This window comes from Ruegeria sp. YTSA168 (genome assembly GCF_059610045.1).
Window position 1 is genome coordinate 54,357 of record NZ_JBXWMW010000014.1, and the last position, 20,712, is coordinate 75,068.

Annotated in this window: 19 protein-coding genes and 1 tRNA gene; 8 read left to right on the plus strand and 12 right to left on the minus strand. The window is 55.6% G+C overall.

The window, feature by feature from the left end; translation table 11 throughout:
* Window positions 1-246: 246 nt before the first annotated feature.
* Window positions 247-3,693 carry a class I SAM-dependent DNA methyltransferase gene (locus AC2FFE_RS18550; protein ID WP_496847349.1) on the minus strand — a complete coding sequence of 1,149 codons (3,447 nt, stop codon included), beginning with the start codon at window positions 3,691-3,693 and terminating at the stop codon, window positions 247-249.
* Between the two features lie 455 nt (window positions 3,694-4,148).
* Here AC2FFE_RS18550 and AC2FFE_RS18555 point away from each other — a divergent pair, with 455 nt between their 5' ends.
* Together AC2FFE_RS18555 and AC2FFE_RS18560 are read left to right on the plus strand one after the other, a co-directional pair.
* Complete coding sequence (locus tag AC2FFE_RS18555) at window positions 4,149-5,069, plus strand: restriction endonuclease (protein WP_496847350.1); 921 nt, start codon at window positions 4,149-4,151, stop codon at window positions 5,067-5,069.
* Between the two features lie 3 nt (window positions 5,070-5,072).
* Complete coding sequence (locus AC2FFE_RS18560; protein ID WP_496847351.1) at window positions 5,073-6,023, plus strand: hypothetical protein; 951 nt, start codon at window positions 5,073-5,075, stop codon at window positions 6,021-6,023.
* Between the two features lie 92 nt (window positions 6,024-6,115).
* Here the strand turns inward: AC2FFE_RS18560 and AC2FFE_RS18565 are convergent, their stop codons facing one another.
* Together AC2FFE_RS18565 and AC2FFE_RS18570 are read right to left on the minus strand one after the other, a co-directional pair.
* Window positions 6,116-7,195 (minus strand): tyrosine-type recombinase/integrase, encoded by a 1,080-nt coding sequence (locus tag AC2FFE_RS18565; RefSeq protein WP_496847352.1) that lies wholly within the window; start codon window positions 7,193-7,195, stop codon window positions 6,116-6,118.
* A 103-nt stretch (window positions 7,196-7,298) separates the two neighbouring features.
* A tRNA-Val gene (locus tag AC2FFE_RS18570) sits at window positions 7,299-7,374 on the minus strand.
* A 254-nt stretch (window positions 7,375-7,628) separates the two neighbouring features.
* Here AC2FFE_RS18570 and modA point away from each other — a divergent pair.
* The 4 genes from modA (at window position 7,629) to AC2FFE_RS18590 (ending at window position 10,715) form a co-directional block, all read left to right on the plus strand.
* A complete protein-coding gene (gene modA, locus AC2FFE_RS18575) occupies window positions 7,629-8,408 on the plus strand; it encodes a molybdate ABC transporter substrate-binding protein (RefSeq protein ID WP_496820707.1) in 780 nt (259 codons plus the stop codon).
* Between the two features lie 5 nt (window positions 8,409-8,413).
* Entirely contained in the window at window positions 8,414-9,106 is a 693-nt protein-coding gene (gene modB / locus AC2FFE_RS18580; protein WP_496820708.1) for a molybdate ABC transporter permease subunit, read from the plus strand.
* Window positions 9,103-10,194, plus strand: coding sequence for a molybdenum ABC transporter ATP-binding protein (gene modC, locus AC2FFE_RS18585; protein ID WP_496820709.1), 1,092 nt, complete (start codon window positions 9,103-9,105; stop codon window positions 10,192-10,194). Before modB ends, modC begins: the two co-directional genes overlap by 4 nt.
* Window positions 10,195-10,307: 113 nt before the next feature.
* Window positions 10,308-10,715 (plus strand): hypothetical protein, encoded by a 408-nt coding sequence (locus AC2FFE_RS18590; RefSeq protein ID WP_496820710.1) that lies wholly within the window; start codon window positions 10,308-10,310, stop codon window positions 10,713-10,715.
* A gap of 3 nt (window positions 10,716-10,718) precedes the next feature.
* On the opposite strand, the gene hemF is transcribed toward AC2FFE_RS18590, so the two are convergent.
* The 4 genes from hemF to clpS are packed head-to-tail and all read right to left on the minus strand — an operon-like array spanning window position 10,719 to window position 13,788.
* Window positions 10,719-11,603, minus strand: a complete 885-nt coding sequence (hemF, locus tag AC2FFE_RS18595; protein WP_496820711.1) for an oxygen-dependent coproporphyrinogen oxidase — start codon at window positions 11,601-11,603, stop codon at window positions 10,719-10,721.
* Window positions 11,604-11,609: 6 nt separating this feature from the next.
* Window positions 11,610-12,413, minus strand: a complete 804-nt coding sequence (locus tag AC2FFE_RS18600; protein ID WP_496820712.1) for an SDR family NAD(P)-dependent oxidoreductase — start codon at window positions 12,411-12,413, stop codon at window positions 11,610-11,612.
* 37 nt (window positions 12,414-12,450) lie between these two features.
* A complete protein-coding gene (locus tag AC2FFE_RS18605) occupies window positions 12,451-13,416 on the minus strand; it encodes a class I SAM-dependent methyltransferase (protein ID WP_496820713.1) in 966 nt (321 codons plus the stop codon).
* A 30-nt stretch (window positions 13,417-13,446) separates the two neighbouring features.
* On the minus strand, window positions 13,447-13,788 hold the full coding sequence (clpS, locus tag AC2FFE_RS18610) for an ATP-dependent Clp protease adapter ClpS (RefSeq protein WP_170536540.1): 342 nt from the start codon (window positions 13,786-13,788) through the stop codon (window positions 13,447-13,449).
* Window positions 13,789-13,880: 92 nt separating this feature from the next.
* On the opposite strand from clpS, the gene AC2FFE_RS18615 reads away from it, so the two are divergent.
* Window positions 13,881-14,582 (plus strand): HAD family hydrolase, encoded by a 702-nt coding sequence (locus tag AC2FFE_RS18615; RefSeq protein WP_496820714.1) that lies wholly within the window; start codon window positions 13,881-13,883, stop codon window positions 14,580-14,582.
* 280 nt (window positions 14,583-14,862) lie between these two features.
* Window positions 14,863-16,254 carry a D-alanyl-D-alanine carboxypeptidase family protein gene (locus AC2FFE_RS18620; RefSeq protein ID WP_496847353.1) on the plus strand — a complete coding sequence of 464 codons (1,392 nt, stop codon included), beginning with the start codon at window positions 14,863-14,865 and terminating at the stop codon, window positions 16,252-16,254.
* A gap of 69 nt (window positions 16,255-16,323) precedes the next feature.
* Here AC2FFE_RS18620 and AC2FFE_RS18625 read toward each other — a convergent pair whose 3' ends face one another.
* The 5 genes from AC2FFE_RS18625 to AC2FFE_RS18645 all read right to left on the minus strand — a co-directional run.
* Window positions 16,324-17,571 carry a hypothetical protein gene (locus AC2FFE_RS18625; RefSeq protein ID WP_496847354.1) on the minus strand — a complete coding sequence of 416 codons (1,248 nt, stop codon included), beginning with the start codon at window positions 17,569-17,571 and terminating at the stop codon, window positions 16,324-16,326.
* Window positions 17,572-17,728: 157 nt separating this feature from the next.
* Window positions 17,729-18,490: a LamB/YcsF family protein gene (locus tag AC2FFE_RS18630; RefSeq protein ID WP_496820717.1), complete on the minus strand. Its 762-nt coding sequence runs from the start codon at window positions 18,488-18,490 to the stop codon at window positions 17,729-17,731.
* 12 nt (window positions 18,491-18,502) lie between these two features.
* The gene (locus tag AC2FFE_RS18635; protein WP_496847355.1) at window positions 18,503-19,501 is read right to left on the minus strand and encodes a 5-oxoprolinase subunit C family protein; all 999 of its coding nucleotides are present in this window, start codon (window positions 19,499-19,501) and stop codon (window positions 18,503-18,505) included.
* Window positions 19,498-20,247, minus strand: a complete 750-nt coding sequence (locus AC2FFE_RS18640) for a 5-oxoprolinase subunit B family protein (RefSeq protein ID WP_496847356.1) — start codon at window positions 20,245-20,247, stop codon at window positions 19,498-19,500. Before AC2FFE_RS18640 ends, AC2FFE_RS18635 begins: the two co-directional genes overlap by 4 nt.
* Window positions 20,248-20,387: 140 nt before the next feature.
* On the minus strand, window positions 20,388-20,712 hold a 325-nt coding region (locus tag AC2FFE_RS18645), incomplete at its 5' end, for a hypothetical protein (protein WP_496847357.1).

A 20,712-nucleotide genomic window follows, 5' to 3' on the forward strand; every position in this document is an offset into this window, starting at 1 on the left:
GCCACTAACATCGCATTAGTAAGATGTCTTGTGTTGTCAGTGCTTTATACATTTCACACCCGCGACGAGTACGCAAGTCCCCACATCAGCAAGCCGACTAACGAACTCCGACAGGATCGCCTAGATTGCAGCGTAAGTGCAGCGGAGGCGCAGCGGAATAGGGGGCTATGGGGGAAACTCGGGTGCGGGAAGTCATAGATAGGAGCACGAAAAAATGTGCCGGAAATTTATGATCCCCTCGCGCCCTCAAGCTGCGTAGCGACCCTCTTCGATCTCTTCGGCCTCGCCCAATGCTGCGAGGGCCTCCAGCAAGGGCTGTACGGCGGATTTGCGGCCTCTGGCAAAGTTGCGTGCGATCTGGTCGGGGGTTGCTTCACCCAACTGCTCCAATACCTCGCGCACGGAGGCGATTTGTTCGGGCAGGGTTTTTGGCCATGGAGGTTTTTTCTCTGCCTTGGGTTTTGCGCCCAAATCCATTTCCGAAGTTTTGCCCACCTCTGCCACAGCGCCGGATGGGTTCTGATAGTCAGGTCTCAGCCAGCGAATGTGACCTCGTGCCTCTTCTTCGGCACGTTCATGGTTGAGTGCGACGAGCTTGAACAAAATTTCTTCGTCTGAGATGTCTGCAAGCCAGCCATATGCTTCTGCCACCACAGCGTCGATCTGATCATGTAGGTCACGCAAGATGCCGATGAGACCCTGATCGTAAATCTCTCTGTCCTTGCCTTCGATCAACTTACCCGCACGAAGCTTTTCGAGGACGTTATACATCTGCGTCATTGTTAGCTTGGGATGCGCTAATAGCTGGCGTTTGCGATGAGCATCTAGCTCTTCGCCAAGGGTGCGGAGTTTGGTTTTTTGGTCGTCTGTGAGGTCTGGAAAGGGGAAGGGGTCGAAGCAGCGCGACTTGTTGTAGCGAGGATCATTGCCCACACCTAACCGGCCACCTGCTGCCAAAGACCAAATGACATGGTGCTTTGAAGACAGCAGCGATATGTACGAGGCGTCGTCAGTTGCAATTACGTTAATTGTTGCATCAACAATGATATCACCAGAGACAAACTGAAATACCCTGTGCTTCGCTGTATAAACAGTGCCAACATAGCGTGGCAAAGTCGCCAGAGCTTTTCTTACGGCATGAACGTTCTCACCAAACTGCCACCAGCGTTCACGGTAGGCGGCACGGTTGTTTTGCATGCGTTCTGGGTAAACCGAGTCTTTAATATGTTGATAAGCCATTGGGAAGTTGGCTTTGACCTCGGGCTCGGTCAGTCCGAAGAAGTCCAGTACCCATAGGTTTCGAGAAGACGACGTAAGATCGCGCCCGTTGCAATAACGCTTGTAGTGCTTTTGGTTTAATTCATCATCCTCGCCAACAAGTGTTGATACCTGTGCCTGACCAACTAGAAAGCCTTGCCCCATCAGTTGGACACCGCGACCGGCAATACCTGCGTTCGCCTGCAAGGCCTTCGCCCCTGCCACATCTGCACCGATCTGCAAGTTGGCAAAGACTTTACCAAGCCGCACGGCAAAGCTCACAGGCTTTCCGTCAGCTTCTGCGCTGTCCTGTTTTCCCTCGCTGGCGATGGTCAACAACCTGCCCGCCCGATTGCCGATGCCTCCTACAGTCATGGCAATCCGCACCGCTGCCCCATAGAGCGTATCCACCCATGGATGGTCCGGCACAGCAAACAACAGTGACAGTGGCTTATTAGAGTCGTTCAGATGCGGCTCCAACACACGGCGGTTAAAGGTCTGTCGCAGACTGTTGGTGGTGATTAAGCCAAAGCGGCGTGTGCCGGTGCCTTTCTTCGCATCATATCTCCGCGCAGCAAGAGCTGCCTTTTCCCACCAGTACATGACCAGATCGGCGCTTTGTGGGATAGTGGGATAGGCTTTCCACAGTGCCTCGGTATAGCCATCACCAAGGCTGTCGCGCAGGCGGGACGAACCGATGAAAGGCGGATTGCCAACGATAAATGTGGCCTCGGGCCAGACCGTCACACTGGGCTTGCTGTAGTCGTAGACCTGCACGCGGGCGGTAGGGTCTGGCACCTCTTCACCAGTTACGTTGTGCATGGTCGTTGTAACCCCGTCCCATCGGGTCACTGGGTTGCCCTGTTCATCCATACGGGGCGTACGATCTTCCCATTCCAGCACTGCGTCGGCGTTAGTGATATTCCTAAAGTCACGAAGCACAGGTTCCGAGGGTGACGCAGTACCGTGGGTTCGGAAATGCCATTGCAGATAACCGATCCACAACACCAGTTCCGCAACGTTGGCTGCCCATGGGTTCAACTCGATTCCTAGGAACTGGTGCGGGTCGATTGTGATGAAACTGGTCTGACTTTCCCCCAACTCATGGATTAGCGCTGTGACTTCACCCTCTAGCCGCTTCATCATCTCTAGCGCAACATAAAGGAAATTGCCCGATCCACATGCCGGGTCCAGTACAGTTGTCTCACAGAGCTGATGGTGGAAGTCCTTAACCAGTTTCAGTGCGGCCCCGTCCTTACCATCCGCAGTCAAGCGCTGCACCCCGGCCTGCACGTTGCGCCAATCCTCTCGCAGAGGTTCCATAATCGTTGGTGTCACCAGACGTTCCACATAAGCCCGAGGGGTATAGTGCGCTCCCAGCTTGTGGCGTTGCTTTTTGTCCAACGCGCGTTCCAGAAGCGTGCCGAAAATCGCAGGCTCTACCTGCTTCCAGTCCGCTTCCGCCGCTTCTATCAACAAGCCTAGTTGAAGGTTGTCGAGGGGTAGTGCGTCTGCCTCTTTGAAAAGACCACCGTTGAAGCGTTTGAGGTCAGACATAAGGGCTTGGGAAAAGCCACCCGCGTTCATTGTCTGCCATAGCCCCTCAAGCATGGGTTTAGCTTTCTCGGGTTGCCCGCGCAGCTTGATCAGCAACTCAGTGAAGCTTCGTTCGGGGATCAGGTCTACGTCTTCGGCGAACATGGAAAACAGGCAGCGCATCAGGAACCGGGCAACGGCATGCCCTTCATGACCCTGTGCTTCGAAACTCTTACCCAACTCAGCGAGGTGTCCCGCTATCTCTCGTGTTACCTCGGCGGATTTTAGCGATGGATCAAGGCTATAGGGATCGGTCCAAATCTTGCGCAGCAGTTCCCGCGTTTCACCTTGGCGCAGGTCCTCTAATTTTATCCGGTATCGGTTACCGTCTGGGAATTGGTTGTACCCTTGCCCTTGTCCCGAGAAATCCGCGTAGAGTTCGATTACATGGCCCACATCAACGATCATCAGAAAAGGAGGCCAACCATCCTCTTTGGCAACTGCCCTTGCGTAATTGTCTGCTTGGTTACGCGCCTTGAGCATCGTATCGTCAAACTTGGTAGTGCCACGCTTGCCGTGTCCCGCTTGCTTAGGGGCGTCTTTTTCGAGGAACATCTCGAGAGTGGATTGATCCGACTTTCTGGCAGATACGAACTGCTTGGCCTCAAGGATAAAGTGCCCCCGTTTATAGAGGTCGATCCGTCCGTTCCGTTTGCGGCCAGTGTGGGTCAAGGTAACGGGTCGTTCGAAGCGGTAGTCCAGAAAATCCCCGTCTGCGTCTGAGACGTTGGGTCGCGCAACGCCCAGTAGGTCGGTGAGTTCAATGGCGAAGGTTTGGGCAGTCGCAATCTCGCTGCCTCCTGACGCTGCCCATCTTTCAATAAATTGGTTAATGTCCAAATCTTCAACTTTCAGAGTCTTTATCCGTAACCCGCATTTAGACACGCAACTTAGGATACTGCAATTCTTGGATTATTCGCGCGAGGCTTGAAGTTCAAAGAAGATCTTTTCCTCATCGCGGGCGAAGCTGTTGCAGCATAGTATTGCTGGTCTCCGCGACTCCAGAAAGATTGCAGAGACGGAAATTGCGGAATTTTATTAGGCAGTCCAAACCGTATAATGCGGATTGGTGTGTGTGCCGAGGCCACGGTAGATGAAGTTGAAGTCCAGCAGGCCTCTCGACCAAATGTTCTTGCAAACGTGTTTGTGCGAAGAAACATTTAGTCGACTTCACTGCCGATACTCGGGAATCTGGTACAGATTGAGTTGTTTTTTGGTAGTGCCTTGCACGCCAGAGGTTTATGCGCGACGGGTGCCACCCTATTATGTGCACAAAGAATTTGAGGTGAGCAGGTATGATCCCCGATTATCAGTCGCTTATGCGCCCAGTATTGGAGTGCGCCCAAAATGGACCACGGAAAGTGGCCGACGTGGTTGAAGAGATTTCAAGGCGTCTTGAATTAAGCGATGAAGAACGCAAGCAAATGTTGCCAAGCGGAAAGCAAACAACGATTGCAAATCGAGTTCATTGGGCGCGCTCGTATATGAAACAAGCGGGCTTGGTGCGCAACACTCGGAGGGGCTGGTACGAATTGACGGATCGAGGCAAGTCAGTTCTGGTTGATCCGACGATTTCACTGGACTCAAAATACCTTGAGCAGTTCGACGAGTTTCAGGAATTCAAAGCACGCGGGAAAGAAAATGTTCAAGAAACTGGCTCGGAGGCAGGAGCCGAAACACCAGCCAATACACCCGATGAAGACTTGCAGGCAGCGCACAAAAAACTTGAGTCTGCCCTAGCTGCCAACTTGCTCGACAACGTGCGGCTGGCGTCGCCAATGTTCTTTGAGAACCTGATAATAGACCTGCTGATCGCAATGGGATACGGAGGCACGTCCGAGGAAGCAGGGCGCGCGCTCGGGCAATCGGGCGACAATGGTGTGGATGGTGTAATTGATCAGGACCCGCTTGGCGTAGACCAAATCTATCTTCAAGCGAAGCGTTATAGTTCTGCCAACAGCGTGGGGCCGGGCGATATTCGCGACTTCTACGGAGCCTTGAACCTTAAGAAAGCGACGAAGGGTATCTTCGTGACCACGTCACATTTCACGGATGCTGCGGAACAGACGGCCAAGGACTTAGGGTCGCGGATTGTACTTATTGATGGCCCGCAACTCGCTAAGTTGATGATCAAATACAATATAGGATGCCGCGACAAAGATGTGCTTCACATAAAGCAGATTGACGAAGGCTACTTCGATGAGGCGGCAAGCTGACCGATGAACGAGCACGAAGAAACACTACCTGATGTCGTCGAAGAAAAGGTGCCACAGCAGGCACAGTTACGCACAGATCAGCCGATCCGAGTACCGGTTTATCGGCGTGATCTCAAACCCACCAACCTCGTATTGTCGGCTGAGGACTTGAAAGAGTTCTGCGAACTGCTCGTCGAGGTGAATGAAAGAGCCAAGGAGATTGAGTATAGCAGGCTCGACCTCAGTACTTTTGAAAGCCCGGAGCAGGCAAAAACCCGTGTTAATGAGCTAGTGCCTATCGAGTACAACTACGTGGCGAGCAACGGCGACTCGATGCAGGGCCTAGGAATACCGAGGACTGACGAGAGAGCTTTCCCCGACGACCTGCAGTCGCTGTTCGCTTCGAACGCGGCATATGCGGAGCGTTCGATCAACCTTCGCCCCTTAAATACTGTTGAAGTATTCCTGAGCTTCGAGAAGCCGTCTTTGAAGATCGACTTGCAATCGTTACCGTCCAATCCGACTGAGAACCGCAGTGTGATTAATGTTGCTGGGCGGGATGAGGATTGGGTAATCTCAACCGCTCAGAAGATTGATGGCTTCTTCAAAAAGCGTAAGGCTGCTCGCCCTATCATCCATGGTTCGGGAGCCTATGACTACATCATCTATCTCGCTTTCTTGCCTGCGGTGATATGGCTGTTCTACAAATATGCAGCGTCCGCCAGCGGGTGGCTTGAGCAGCAGACAATTTTCCTCAACGTTATCCTTGGCATCTACGGGTTGCTGCTGTCGCTATTGCTAGCCCGGTTCTTGTTCCAATATGCTAGGTGGCTATTTCCACCAATGGAGTATTACAAACGTAGCCGATTGGGGGCCTTCATCCATCGAAGCGTTGCCACCGTTGTTGCGACCGGTGTCTGCGGCGGTGCGGCATACGATTTAGTGAAGGCGGTGATCACGTCGTTGAGTCAGTGAAAGTGTTTTTCTTAGTAACCATAAATTTTTGGGTCGGCAGCGGCTGGTTCTATCCGATTGCTGACGCACCCAGCGAACAAAGAAGATAGATTCTAACCCGCACGGGCGAGGCTTACGCCCCGCCCTTTGCTAGGTTGTCCCGCTTCCAAAGAGGTTGCAGGTTGCTGTAGTGGCAAAGTTCGATGAGGTGCTCCAAACACTGTGCAGCCGAGAGTGGGGTTATGTGGTCCACCTCCCATTGACCATACCGGTCCCAAGTCATGCCATCTGTGAACCGGGCCTCTATGTGCCTCTTTAAGGCCGCATGCGAGCAACCGACTGCCCGAGACGGGCTGGCCTCGCCCCTCAAAACCTGACCTGACCGGTTCTGTACTGACCTGAACATACGGTAAGATGGATCGATTGCTCGACACCTCCGATCCCGCTCGACCGCTGAGAGGCACTGTACGGGCGCGACCGTTTTTGGTTTGGGGCAAGAACACTGTCCGACGCTCAAGGTCTACATGCTTCCATTGTATCGACAGCAATTCCCCTCGGCGCATCCCGGTTGCCAAAGCAAGCGTCAGCAATGGCTTCATCAACGGAGACCGAGCTTGGTTCACGGCTTCCAGCAAAGCCTGCCATTCTCCCTGCCGCAATCGTCTCTCTCGGCGGTTGTCGATCTTGGGCCGCCGTACAGACTTGACTGGGTTCCCCTGTGGCAGGTTCTGCCCCCAATCCTCACAGGCGACATCAAGGGCGTGCTGCAACCAACCCAGTTCCCTCACCACAGTCGCCGCCTTCATGGATTTAATGCGCTGGTCACGATAGTGGACAAAGTCAGCGGATCGCAGCTTGCCGACCTTCTTAGTGGCTAACTTGGAGTACTTACGCAGGAAACCGTTGATTGCATAACTTTCATTGTCCGCGCACCGTTTCTCGCTCGTGATGTTATATCGGTATTTTCGCAGCACTTCACCAAGTGTCATCTCGGATGCGTTCTCACTGAGGTCTGGGGTTAGCAATCCCCTGTCGGCGCTCAACTCCGTCTCACGAGCCCACTTCGTCGCATCAGCACGCTTTAGAAAGGACTTGGATCGGGATTGCCCGTCCTTCCGAACCGTCGCCTGCCACTTTCCGCTAGGCCGTTTTACGATTGTTGCCATGGCCCATATCTCCTGTGTTGGAGACATCTTTTCTGTCTAAGTGCAGCGGAGGCGCAGCGGACACAGTTTCATGCGCAGCACAGCAAAAGGTGCTAGTCGCGTAAGGCCTTGATACATTGCGGGGAAAGGATGGTGGGTGATGAGAGACTCGAACTCCCGACATCTTCGGTGTAAACGAAGCGCTCTACCAACTGAGCTAATCACCCGTAGCGCTGCATTTAGCCAAGCCTGTGGGTGGGCGCAAGAGGGTTCGGTGGATTTTATCGGATTGTTTTGTCCTGATCTATGAAACCGCCTGTTCCGCAGGCCGGGCCTGAGGTCGGCGGGCAGGCACCAACATTTGCAAGCGAGGCACAACAGATATCACAAACACCAACTGATGGCGGGAAACATGCTTGCGGGTGACCCATTGCCTCCGATATTCCAGAAGCCGACGGCAGTTTCCCGGCCCGGAGTTTGGATGGATTTTTTAACGGTCCGCCGTGCGGTTTTGGCGGTTTTGGTATTGGCTACGCTCATTCTGGCCCCGATCCGGGCCGGGGCCGAAGGTGTTTTGGTATTTGCTGCGGCCAGCCTGAAAACGGCGCTGGATGAGCTTGCATCTATCTACAATACGCAAACCGGGGTGAGCATCACGGTCTCCTATGCGGCTTCATCCGTTCTGGCCCGCCAGATACAGGCGGGTGCACCTGCGGATATTTTCATTTCGGCAAATTCCGACTGGATGGATTTGCTGCAAGATCAAGGACTGATTGATCCGGCTTCGCGTGTGGATTTGCTGAACAATGGCTTGGTTCTGGTCGGGTCGGCAGATCGGCCAACCGTCGTACAAATTGGACCGAACTATGATATCGTGACTGAGCTGGCTGGCGGTTACCTGGCCATGGCGCTGGTCGATGCGGTGCCTGCGGGGATCTATGGCAAGTCCGCGCTGGAAAATCTCGGGCTTTGGGGTGCGGTTCAGGGGCGGGTGGCACAGACGGATAATGTGCGCGCGGCACTTGCGCTTGTGGCAACTGGGGCCGCGCCATTGGGGATTGTCTATCGCTCGGACGCGGTTGCAGATCCTCGGGTCGGTGTTGTGGCGCCGATCCCGGAGAGTACACATCCGCCAATTCTCTACCCTGCTGCCCTGATGCAGGTTTCGACACCTGGCGCAGCGTTTTTTCTGGACTTTCTGCAATCCGAAGACGCTACGAATGTTTTTTTGAAGCAGGGTTTTTCCCTGCCGGTTCGGTGATGGGTATGGAGTGGCTCGGCCCCGCTGAATGGGAAGCACTTCGGCTGTCGTTGCGGGTGTCCTTGTGGGCGACGCTGGCGACTCTACCCTTTGGGATCTTCGTGGCCTACGCACTGGCGCGGTGGCAGTTTCCAGGGCGTCAGCTGTTAAACGGGTTGGTCCATTTACCGTTGATTTTGCCACCTGTTGTCACCGGGTACTTGCTGCTGCTGACATTCGGCATTCAGGGTCCCATGGGGCGGTTTCTGTCCGAGTTCGGGATCGTTGTCGCTTTTCGGTGGACCGGCGCTGCGCTGGCGGCGGGGATCATGGCGTTTCCACTGATGGTTCGCGCCATTCGACTGTCGATTGAGGCGGTGGATCCGAAGTTGGAACAAGCGGGATCGACCCTCGGGGCATCGCGGATAATGGTGTTTGCCACCGTGACGCTGCCCCTGATCCTGCCGGGCGTCATTGCTGGATCGATTCTGGCCTTTGCCAAAGCGATGGGAGAGTTCGGGGCAACCATTACATTCGTTTCCAATATTCCCGGGCAGACCCAGACATTGCCATCGGCTGTCTATGCCTTCCTGCAAGTCCCGGATGGCGAAGCGGCGGCCACCCGACTGGTCGTCATTTCGATCATCATTGCCATGGGCGCTTTGCTTCTGTCTGAATATGTCGGGCGCCGTGCGGCGGCCAGGGTGGCCGGGTCATGAGCTTATCCGTGCGCCTGAAACACCATTTGCCGGGGATCGATCTTGATCTGACCTTTGATGCGCCCTCGGGAGTAACTGTTCTGTTTGGCCGTTCGGGGGCCGGGAAAACCACGGTTGTGAATGCAGTGGCAGGCCTTTTGCGGCCCGATGCCGGGCGGGTGGCCGTGGATGACTGGGTTCTCTTTGACACTCAGGCAAAGTACTGGTTGTCGCCCCATAAGCGTCGCCTGGGCTATATCTTTCAGGAAGGGAGACTGTTCCCGCACCTAACCGTACGACAGAACTTGTCCTACGGCCGCTGGTTTGCGCCGCGAGACGCGCGGCAGGAGAACCCAGACCGGATTGTCGAGATGCTGGGTATCGGGCATTTGCTGAATCGCCGCCCTGCCATGTTGTCCGGGGGGGAAAAACAGCGGGTAGCCATTGGGCGCGCCTTACTGGCCAGCCCCCGCCTGATCCTTGCGGATGAACCCTTGGCGGCGCTGGATGACGCTCGAAAGGCCGAGATATTGCCCTATTTCGAACGGCTTAGGGATGAGGTTTCGGTTCCGATCCTTTACGTCACGCATTCTGCGGCCGAAGTGGCTCGGCTTGCGACCTCGGTCGTCGCTATACAAGATGGTAAGGTTTCAGGTCACGGCCCGGCCTCGGATGTTCTGTCTGATCCATCTGTTGCACCTGCTGGCGTGCGCGCAATCGGTGCGGTTTTGCAGGTGCGGGTCAAAGAACATCACGCGGATGGGTTAACCGAGCTGGATGCCGGTGGGGAGCGCCTGTTCCTGCCCCGCATCGCGCATAAAGAGGGTGAGAGCCTGCGTATCCGTATCCCGGCGCAAGAGGTCATCCTATCTAACCAGCCACCACAGGGGCTATCGGCTTTGAATGTGCTCAGTGGTCAGGTTGAAACCATCCGGTCAGGTGATGGCCCAGGGGCGATTGTATCGGTTAAAACACCTGCCGGAGTTGTTCTGGCGCGGGTGACACGACGTTCTGTCAACGCATTGGATTTGCAGACCGGATCGACGTGTTATGCGGTGATCAAGACTGTGGCCTTGGCGCCGCAAGATGTTGGGGGGCGCATCGTGTGATGCGGCCCAAGCGGCATCACACAAAGGGTCACATCGCTGTTGGTCGGCTTTACTCGAGCCTTCGAATATCTATTTTTAGGAACAGACACCGGTTCTGGTTAGGAGCGTCCGCTATGTCACTGTTCAGAATATGTGCGCTTGGCGCGATGCTTATCGCCCCGACATTGGCAGGGGCCGTTGGATTTGGATTGAATGTCACCCCGCAGTTTCGGACGGAAATTACACCTCTGAAAGACGGAACATATGAGGTCAAAGCAATCGGTTCGTCAGCGCCGGTCAACTATTGGTGCGGGATCGGGGATTATGCGCTGCGCACTTTAGGTGTGGCGAATAACCAGAAGATATACATTTCCAAAGCCTATGAGCCGGGTGTCCGAACGGTCCAGTTCTCGCTGACGCCACCGCCCGGTGCGGATACGAACCCGGGATACTCGATTACGGTTAAGCGCGTGGGCGAGAACATGTCCGCCTCATCAGCACAGAACTACTGCTACGACAACTTCATCGACTTTGGCTTTTGAAGGTCAAACCCATTTCGCCAACGGCGGTAAGCTCATCAAGACGGCATCCGGATCGTGGCCTGTTTCAAGGCCAAATTTCGTGCCGCGATCATAGACCAGATTGTATTCGGCATAGAGACCGCGATGCACCAGCTGAGTGTTCTTTTCTGTATCCCCAAAGGCCTGAACCCGACGCTTTTCAACCAACGGGACAAAGGCAGGTAGGAACGCGCGGCCAATATCCTGTGTCAGTGCGAAATCGGTGTTCCAATCCCCGGTGCAGTGGTCATCCATGAAGATGCCCCCAACGCCCCTGGCACGTTTTCGGTGAGGGATATAGAAATACTCATCCGCCCAGTCTTTCAGCCGCGGATAGTGTTCAGTGCCATGTGGGTCCAGATGCGCCTTTTGGGTCGCGTGAAAATGCGCAGTATCTTCATCATATTCGATGCAGGGGTTCAGGTCAGACCCACCGCCAAACCACCAGGCATGAGGGGTCCAGAACATGCGTGTGTTCATATGGACCGCAGGAACATGCGGGTTCTGCATATGCGCAACCAGACTGATGCCCGAAGCCCAAAATCGCGGATCGTCTCTCATGCCGGGGATGCCCTTGCGCGCGGCCATGGCCTGTTGGGCGCGTTCACCTAAAGTACCGTACACGGTTGAGACGTTTACGCCCACCTTCTCAAACACGCGGCCGCCGCGCATCACGGACATCAGGCCGCCACCGGCGTCGGAGCCATCCTCGGACTGGCGCCTGGTTTCCTTGACCTCGAACTGGCCTGGCTGAGCATCCGAGAACGGGCCTGTGTCGTGGCTGTCTTCTAGGGATTCGAACGCGGCGGCGATGTCATCGCGCAATTGACGGAACCAGGTGGAGGCGGTGGATTTTTCTGTTTCGAACATGGTGTGTTAATGGGCTGGGGCTGCGACCGGGTCAAGCAGGGTCCGGCCCCCGTCGATTGTCAGGATTTGACCCGTGATAAAGCCCGCCGCGTCGGAAGTCAGGAACTGGGCGGTCTCGGTCAGTTCGGTTGGAGCGGCGATGCGGGCCAAGGGCGTGTGCTTTTCGATATCGTCGCGGAAATCGCGATTTTCCTTGAGTGTTGATTGCAACGAGGCGCTCATTACCGATCCCAGCGCGATTGAGTTTACACGAATCCGGTGGGGGGCCAGTGCGACAGCCAACGACCGTGTCATTTGGTCCAGCGCTGCCGTCGAAACCGAATAGGCCATTAGATCTGGGTGTGTCCTTCGGGCCGCGATGGACGACAGATTGATGATAGAGCCGGCCGGGTTCTCTTCCCCCTCGTTCTCGGATTGTTTGATCATGCGTTTGGCAACCAGCTGACTCAACCGCAATGCGGGCATCAGGTTTTGATTCAGCAACGTGCGAACGGAATCATCCTCAGGGTCCAGCGGATCTGACGGGATCACCTGACGCGCGCCGTTGATCAGAATGTCAACCTGATCGAACGCGTCCAAAGTGGCTGACAGCAGGTTCGCAATGGTCAGCTTTTCGCGCAGATCGCCCGCGAAATATCGAATATTGCTGCCATCTGCCTGTTCGCCCAGTTCTTCGACAAGGCGCTTTTCGTCCATGTCTGCAAAGACAACATTGGCACCGGCATCGGCGAAATGGCGGCCGATGGCCAACCCGATCCCGTTGGCTCCGCCTGTCACGATTGCTGTCTTGCCAGCTATGGAAAAGGACATCCGAATCCTCCTGATTTGGTGGGCAGGTTAACGGGCCTCAACGTCGAGGGCGAGAGGCATGGAACACCTTGAACCGATTGTCTCCGGCGACTTCATCAGCATTGATGAAATGCTCGGTCAATGCGGCCTCATAAGGCAGGTGGCGATTGGCAACCATCCATAGATCGCCAATGCGGGTCAGGTTGCGAGCAGCAGAGGCGATGAAGCCCTGACCAAGGGCGGGGTCCGCGCTGCGCGACGTATGAAACGGCGGGTTCATGATGATCGTGTCCCTTGGATCGGAGGCCACCCATGTAATCGCATCGGCCCAGTGGAACGCGGCGCGTTCATCTTTCACATTGACCCGTGCGCAGTTCAGCGCGGTGTGATCCGCTTCGACAAGGTCCAGTGTTTTGATTTTATCGCGCTTCAAAAGCTCGGCGGAAAGATACCCCCATCCGGCGCCAAGGTCCGCGACGCGCGGTCCCAGTTTGGCAGGCAGGCTTTGCATCAACAGTGCCGAGGCGGGGTCAATACCATCTGCCGAGAACACGCCGGGCGCAGTTTGATATCCATCGACACTCTGAGTGTCCGGCGCGGCCCAATCCGCAAACGCTGCGGGATCAGACTGAAACCAGAATATCTTGCCATGCGCTTTGGACAGAGGGCCGTCAACGGCCACGCGTTTGCGTATGTCCTTCAACAGGCTGTCTATACCGTTGGTCTTTGTACCATCAACAACAACCACGCCAGTGGCTTGCGTGCAGGCGCAATGGACCAATGCACGCGCCAGTGCCTTGGCACGGGGCAGGTGAACAATTGCATCCTGACAGGGCCTGTTGGCCTTGGGCGCGGCTGTGAAACCAAGCGCTGCAAAATGATCATGAAACGGTTTGAAGGGCTGCACGATCTGCGATTCACGAGGCAGCTTCGACAAATCATCATCTGGCGTCGGGCCAAATATGGTCAGCGGCTGTGACAGCGTCAAACCGCTTTGCAGGGCAAGGTCTAGGCGAGGGGACATGGCCGAATATGTCGAACAGCAGCGCGGGGCTTACTCTTCACGTTCCATAGTGCATTGCAAAGGATGCTGGTGCCTGCGGGCAAAGTCCATGACTTGACCCACTTTTGTCTCCGCAATCTCATGGCTGAACACACCCACGACTGCCACGCCTTTCTTGTGCACGGTCAACATGATCTCGAACGCTTGCGCATGAGTCATGCCAAAGAACCGCTCCAGCACGTGAACGACGAATTCCATCGGTGTGTAATCGTCGTTCAGCAGCAGCACCTTGTACAAAGGCGGGCGCTTGGTTTTTGGGCGCGTCTGGACCAGAACGGACGCATCACCGTCGTCGTCCGACTTGTCAGACATCATCCATTGGTTTTCCAGCATCGCGCGCAACTGTCCGATTCAGGATTGGGTTTACTTCTGCGCTTATATAACGTCGTTCCCGTCAGAGGAAAGAGGCAGCAGGCGTATTAAGGATGACGCAAAAACTCACCACCATAGGGTTCGATGCTGATGATACTTTGTGGCACAACGAACGGTTCTTTCAACTAACGCAGGCGCATTTTACATCGCTTTTGTCCGATCATGCCGAACATGACCATCTAATGGAGCGTCTTCTGGAGGCGGAGAAGCGCAATATCCGGCACTATGGCTATGGTATCAAAGGCTTTGTTCTGTCGATGATCGAAACAGCTATTGAAGTGACCGAGGATCGCGTTCCCGCCTCGGTGATCCGTCAACTGATTGAAACGGGGCAGGAAATGCTGGCTCATCCCATCGAACTGTTACCGCATGCGCAAAAAGCCATCGAAGAAGCCGCCAATGCCTATCGCGTGGTATTGATCACCAAAGGCGATCTGATTGATCAGGAGCGTAAGCTGGCCCAGTCAGGTCTGGGTGAGTTGTTCGATGCGGTTGAGATCGTTTCGGAAAAGACCTCGGACACCTACCGCGCGATCTTTGAGGCCCATGGTGATGGTCCAACTGCGGCGATGATGATCGGGAACTCGATGCGGTCCGATGTGGTGGCTCCGATACAGGCTGGTTGCTGGGGCGTTTACGTGCCGCACGGTCTGGTTTGGGAGGTCGAGCATGCAGATGCCCCGGTCGACGCCAAGAGATTCCGAGAGCTGCGGGATTTGGGTGATCTGGGTGGCTTGCTTAGCGCAATCTCGTGATGTTGCTATTCGGCCTCAGTCAAAGAAAATTCCCGGGCCGTTCTGGGGTGTCCCCGGGATCGTCGCCGATCTAGTGTTCTGAGTGTCTGGGTTGGCTAGATATAGCGCTCTGCGCACGCCATAGCGAAACCGCGAAAACCGCAGCTTTCGGTTTATTTTAAAAGGCCTCTGTGTTAGCCTTACAGCTAAGCAGAATAAAACTAGCCGACCGGGAAAACCCGGCGGCGCGAGGCAGACAGAGGCAAAGATCGTGCAGGCTCGGCGTACAGTTCCGGCCCGAATGGGCTTATTTCTCATAGCATTCTTGTGGCTGTTTGTTTTTGCACCACTCCAAGCTGTGGCTGCACCCTATGCGGCCATGGTGATTGATGCCCGAACTGGCGAAGTTCTTCATTCACGCAACGCCGATACTCGGCTGCATCCAGCGTCACTGACCAAGATGATGACACTGTATATTGCGTTTGAGGCGGTCCGGAATGGCGAGATCACGCTGGACACGCCGGTCCGCATCACAAAGGCTGCAGCGGCTGAGCCGCCGTCGAAGCTTGGGCTGCGTTCCGGCCAAACGATTGCGTTTCGGTATCTGATCCGTGCGGCGGCTGTGAAATCGGCCAATGACGCAGCCACTGCCATTGGTATCGCGCTGAGCGGATCCGAAGCCGCGTTTGCGCGTCGCATGACCCGCACGGCCAAGGCGATGGGGATGAGCCGCACGACCTTCAAGAATGCCCATGGTTTGACCGAGGCAGGACATTTGTCTACCGCACGCGATATGACCACGCTAGGGCGTCATCTGCTTTATGATTATCCGCAGTACTATAACCTGTTCTCGCGCCAATCGACTCATGCCGGGATCAAGACGGTTCCGAACACGAACCGCCGCCTGCTTGCCGCTTATAAAGGCGCCGACGGGATCAAGACGGGATATACCCGCGCTGCAGGCTTCAACCTCGTTGCCTCGGCCAAGCGCAAAGATGAGCGCATCATCGCAACCGTTTTTGGTGGCAAGTCCGGCGCGTCGCGGAACGCCAAGGTTGCAGAGCTGTTGGATATGGGTTTCCGCCGCGCGCCTTCGCGTGCGCCTATTCGCAAACCCGCACGACCGACTTATGCGGGCAACACGGGTCTTGGTGGATCCACCCAGGTGGCAGCTGTCAGCGGTGCGCCCAAGGCAAGCCTGCGCCCAGTTATTCGTCCCGTTGCCACACAGGTCGCCAGCGCTGTTGTTGAAACCGCGAACCAGAACCGGGATCGTATCCAGGACGGTATTGCCGCAGCAATCGCAGAGGCCGACATTGCGCCAACTGCCCCTCCGGTCGAGAACTCGGATACGCGCCCAGTATTGCGGCCTGAGAACTTGACCGTTGCACAAGCCAAGCCCGCTGAGCAGCCCGAACCCGAACAAGAGGTTGTGACCCGCCTGTCCACATCTGGCGGGCATCTATGGGGCGTGAATGTGGGCCGCTACACCACGCGTTATGAGGCCGAGAAGATCCTGCTGAAAACGGCGTTATCGGAAATGACCACGCTGGAAGGCACGCTGCGCAAGGTCAGCCAAAGCTCAAAAGGGTTCGAGGCGACGTTCCAGGGCATGACCCGGGAACAGGCCGATCTGGCCTGCCGCCGCCTTCAGGCGCGCAATGTCACTTGTTTCATGATCGGGCCGTCATAAGACCCGGCATTCTCTCTCCTGATGGATCTGGGCTGCGAAGTTTCGCAGCCCTTTTTTTATACCAGGCGCTTAGTCGAACACGTGACCATGTTCATATTGTTCATCCTGCCCCGCCGCTGCGGTCAGGGCTGCCACGTTATCCTTGGTGAAGAATCCATCATAATGGTGGCAGCGTTCGATATATTCGGTGATCAGCAACGTGTATTTGGAATGCTTTGAGAAGATCTGTTTCAGGTTCGGATCGTCTTTACATTCCCCAACCACATGCGCCAGGAACGGCACGCCCTTGTCTTTCAGCGTATTGACGACGAAATCCACATTCTTCTCGCCCGCGCTGTGATCGCCATCCTGAATCTCGACGGCCATATGATGCAGGCGGCGGCCGAAATTGCGCACAAAGTCCTCGGTCGGCATCGGCAGTTTCGCAAAGGAATTCACAAAAGACGGGGTGTTGTTGGCGGTGAATACTTTGGCCGGAGATTTCTTGTCGTCATCCACATTGGCGTTGCGGTTTACGTTGGTCGAGGAATTCATGTCAAAGATGTTGTATGCGCCCCAGAAATAATAGGGCACCATGGTCAGAAATTCGAGGATCGCATCTTCTCGTTCACCCGCCAGCACCCGGGTGGCAAGGTGGTCAATGCCCAGCATCAATGGCGCGATGTTGCTGTCAGTGCCGAATGCGGCTGCTTCCTCAAGCTTTGCTTTCTCAACATCGCTGAGCAGCACCCGATCCCCAAAGCCAAGGCTGTCGGGGTCATTGAAATCCAGCTTGGAGTATCCAACGCGATTGCAGGTGAAATCCGAAGGTGTGGTGAAGCGGAAGCCATCCAGCGTGTAGAACGGGTTTTCGGTATCGCCGGAATATTCAAAGCGGATGTTCTGACCTTCGAGCGTCTTGGTCAGTGTACTTAGATCGGTCGCGGCGAAAACCTCTCCGACATAGCGGGTTTGTGGGGTCTTGCGGGCCAGCGGGTACATGCGGTTGATCCGGGGAATGAAGTCTTCAAACCCATCGCTCAGCGGGGCCATCAGGATCAATGCCGGGTAGTCGGCATGCGCATGCAGGACCGAGAACTTATGTGTCCGCCCCAGATAGCTGGCCGAATGTCGATAGGGGGTCATGACATAGAGTTCGAGCATCGTATCGAACAGGGCGGTGGTTTCGACCTGAATGACAATCGCCCGCATCGGCCCGACCTGATCTGCGATGCCCGAGCTGGTTCGCCGCTCGTAGATCATCGGCAGATATTCATGGAAGAAGTCCGAGTTCTTCTTGTCGCCTCGCGGTTCGTAAGACATCAGATCGAAAGACATGCGCGCCTCCTTGCGGGGTATCCGGCTGCAAGCGCAATGGCCGGGCCAAATTAGCTGGAATAACAATAGTCAGAACATGCACTTGGATGCATGCTAGGCGCTCATCTGCGTTCGAGCAACAGTCAGACAATAAGGGGCCCGTATTAGGATCGGGTGTTTAGCGGTTGAACTTCGTCACCTCGACCCCGCCGCCAATAAGGCTCTCACGGACCGAGCCGGCGATTTGCACAGCCGTTGGCCCATCGCCATGTAAGCAGATGGTATCGATAGACGTCTCCAGACGTTTGCCGGATTCGGTGATGATAGCGCCTTCGCGGACCATGTTCAGGATGCGCGGTCCCGCAATCTGCGCATCATGGATCACCGCGCCGGGCAGGTTGCGATCGACCAGAGTGCCGTCGTCATTATAGGCGCGGTCTGCAAAAATCTCGCCGACCCATTTGCAGCCAAGCTCCCGTACAGCCTCTTCCTGTTTCGTGACCGCCAGCACCATGATCATGATGTCCGGATCGACATCCAGTGCACCTTGATAACAGGCTCGCGCCATATCGATGTCGACCGAGCACATATTGGCAAGCGCACCGTGTAGTTTCAGGTGCCGCACCTTGGTACCAACCGCAGCCGCCATACCCATCGCCGCGCCCAACTGATAGCGCACCAGATTGCGCAAGCTGTCATGAGGCAACTTCATATTGCGGCGGCCAAAGCCCTGAAGATCGGGAAAGCCCGGATGCGCGCCGATGCCCACACCGTTTTCGGCGGCCAATGTCATCGTCTTGGCCATCACGTTCCAGTCGCCTGCATGAAACCCGCAAGCGATGTTGGCCGAGGTGATGATCTTTAGCAGGCTTTCATCATCACCCATGTTCCATGGGCCAAAGCTCTCGCCCATATCGGCATTCAGATCCACGCTCGGCATTAGAAGGTCTCCTTAGTCGGTGGCAGAGATCACTCCGCCGATCAATTGGTAGGACAACAAATCCGGAATGTCATGCGGGTCACGGATAAGCGGTTCGATACGCCCCGGCAATCGAACCAAATCGGACCGAAAGGCCGCATCCAGCTCCATTGCCTGATCCAGTGTCACAAACTCAAACTGGATCTTCCCACCCGCTGGAGTTTGCGCTGCCCGTGGCATGTCGCAAGGTACAACAGTAGCGATCCGAGGGTAACCGCCGGTCGTCTGGCATTCAGGCAGCAGGATGAACGGGTTGCCGGTGCCGGTCATCTGGATATCGCCAGGGGTTATGACCTCGGACAGGATGTTGAGCTGATCTTTGGCAGCAAAACCATCGCCATCGCTTTCCAATTGCATTCCCATGCGGTTGGCACGGGGGCCTCGTTTGAATTCGGTTTGAATAAACCGGGTCAGGGTGTCTGGATCAAAGAGTGGGGTTTGAAAGCTGGCAACAACGCGCACGGCACCGCCGTCAAACCGATCAGCAGGGGGCAGCTCGAATCCGGTCTCGCCCGAGTCTGGTCCGGCAGGCAGGGTATCGCCTGCCGCGACCGCGCGACCGATCTTGGCTGTCAGATGAGTTGAGCGAGAGCCGAGAAACATCTCAGTGTCGATCCCACCTCCCAGATGCAGGTACCCATAACTGCCCTTTAATATAGCTCCAATCGTCAGGCGTTGCCCCAGTTCCAGATGGTGGGACGCATTCCAGACAATCGCGGACCCGTCGATACTGGCCTGCATGGGCGCACCGGTCAGAGCAATCCGCACGGGTTGGGTTGCTTCGAATTCGCCACCCATGCCCGCCATTTCCAAGGCCGCAAAGTCTGGGCTTTGACCCAATAACGCGGCCCCTTCATGCAGCGCCAAAATGTCAGCCGCCCCGGATCGCGAAAGCCCCTGATCCAGATACCCTACGCGCCCTTGATCCTGAATGGTGCAGGCCGGGCCGATGCGTCGGACGATCAGGCTCATGACGTGATCTCTTGGAAGGTCGCACCACCAAGTCCGTCGTCATTATTGGCGCGAATGCATTCCAACTCATCGCGCGATACCGGTTCAAACAGCAACTCATCTCCGGGTGTTAGCGTGAATGTTTCTGCCATGCCGGGCTGAAAACAACGAAAGGCCGTCTGTCCGATATGCCGCCATCCGGTCGGTGTGGGGCCGGAGAACAGAACAAATTGAGATATGGCCAGCACCAGGGCACCTTCTGGGACCATCGGTGTCAAGTCTTGCAGTCTTGGGATGTTGAACTCGGGCCCAAGTGGCCCGAGATAGGGTTGCCCTGGCGCAAACCCGATTGTCAAAACACGTACCTTAGACTGACTCAGCCGCCGCACCGCTTCGGCAGGGCTCAGACCGGCCTCTTTTGCCGCATCCTCTAGTTGCGGGGCAAGGTTTGTGCCATAGACGGTTGGCACCCGCCATAGCTTTCGGCCGGAAGGGAGGGGAGTCGTGTACCAGTCTCTTGTCTTCAGAAGCTCTTTGAGGGTGCCTGCCAAATCCGCGTGGGTCACGCGAGCTGGATCAAACCGAAGATAAGTGGACCCAAGCGTAGCAGATGTCTCCAACACCCCATCCAGTCCCAGCCGGTCAACCTCGGCTCGGAACGACAGGGCTGCACGGTTTGCGGGATCTGACATGGTTTCTGCAAAGGTGACCAGCACACCGTCAAAGCCAACATTGCCTACCATTGGATGAGAAAGGGTGGGGGTCATATACGCCACGTGTTGAATTGTACCTGCTCGGTCAGGAGCAGATCGTATCAGATGCAATTGCGCAAGGTCTGTTCAGATAGCAACCGGTCTAAGAGGTTTGGTAGAGTATATCTCGTATTCGTTGGATTAGGCCGGTCTCATTAAGAGGAATCTGCCATGAATCGGTGACCCAGAGCGGTTCGACTCAATGTATCGAGTCGCATCGCATTGCGCTCAGAAACCGCTAAGCCCCAATATGTTGTGGTAAGCCATTGACCAATAAATGAATCGTTTGAGATTCGAGGCGCCATGACCATGGGAAAATCCACTATCGCAGTGCAAGAATTGCATCTAACCGCCTGATATATATCGATTATTTCTGAATCTGCAAAAAAATGCGCCAAGATGTAATTTTCTGCTTGCGGCTTATGTTTGTTATGCTTAGAACCCCCTTCACCGGCGGCGCTGAGGTTGTTGTTGGGACGC

Coding starts and splice junctions, on each gene's coding strand:
- AC2FFE_RS18555 (WP_496847350.1), top strand. CDS start 4,149: ATGATCCCCGATTATCAGTCGCTTATGCGCCCAGTATTGGAGTGCGCC.
- AC2FFE_RS18560 (WP_496847351.1), top strand. CDS start 5,073: ATGAACGAGCACGAAGAAACACTACCTGATGTCGTCGAAGAAAAGGTG.
- AC2FFE_RS18565 (WP_496847352.1), bottom strand. CDS start 7,195: ATGTCTCCAACACAGGAGATATGGGCCATGGCAACAATCGTAAAACGG.
- modA (WP_496820707.1), top strand. CDS start 7,629: ATGGATTTTTTAACGGTCCGCCGTGCGGTTTTGGCGGTTTTGGTATTG.
- modB (WP_496820708.1), top strand. CDS start 8,414: ATGGAGTGGCTCGGCCCCGCTGAATGGGAAGCACTTCGGCTGTCGTTG.
- modC (WP_496820709.1), top strand. CDS start 9,103: ATGAGCTTATCCGTGCGCCTGAAACACCATTTGCCGGGGATCGATCTT.
- AC2FFE_RS18590 (WP_496820710.1), top strand. CDS start 10,308: ATGTCACTGTTCAGAATATGTGCGCTTGGCGCGATGCTTATCGCCCCG.
- hemF (WP_496820711.1), bottom strand. CDS start 11,603: ATGTTCGAAACAGAAAAATCCACCGCCTCCACCTGGTTCCGTCAATTG.
- AC2FFE_RS18600 (WP_496820712.1), bottom strand. CDS start 12,413: ATGTCCTTTTCCATAGCTGGCAAGACAGCAATCGTGACAGGCGGAGCC.
- AC2FFE_RS18605 (WP_496820713.1), bottom strand. CDS start 13,416: ATGTCCCCTCGCCTAGACCTTGCCCTGCAAAGCGGTTTGACGCTGTCA.
- clpS (WP_170536540.1), bottom strand. CDS start 13,788: ATGCTGGAAAACCAATGGATGATGTCTGACAAGTCGGACGACGACGGT.
- AC2FFE_RS18615 (WP_496820714.1), top strand. CDS start 13,881: ATGACGCAAAAACTCACCACCATAGGGTTCGATGCTGATGATACTTTG.
- AC2FFE_RS18620 (WP_496847353.1), top strand. CDS start 14,863: ATGGGCTTATTTCTCATAGCATTCTTGTGGCTGTTTGTTTTTGCACCA.
- AC2FFE_RS18625 (WP_496847354.1), bottom strand. CDS start 17,571: ATGTCTTTCGATCTGATGTCTTACGAACCGCGAGGCGACAAGAAGAAC.
- AC2FFE_RS18630 (WP_496820717.1), bottom strand. CDS start 18,490: ATGCCGAGCGTGGATCTGAATGCCGATATGGGCGAGAGCTTTGGCCCA.
- AC2FFE_RS18635 (WP_496847355.1), bottom strand. CDS start 19,501: ATGAGCCTGATCGTCCGACGCATCGGCCCGGCCTGCACCATTCAGGAT.
- AC2FFE_RS18640 (WP_496847356.1), bottom strand. CDS start 20,247: ATGACCCCCACCCTTTCTCATCCAATGGTAGGCAATGTTGGCTTTGAC.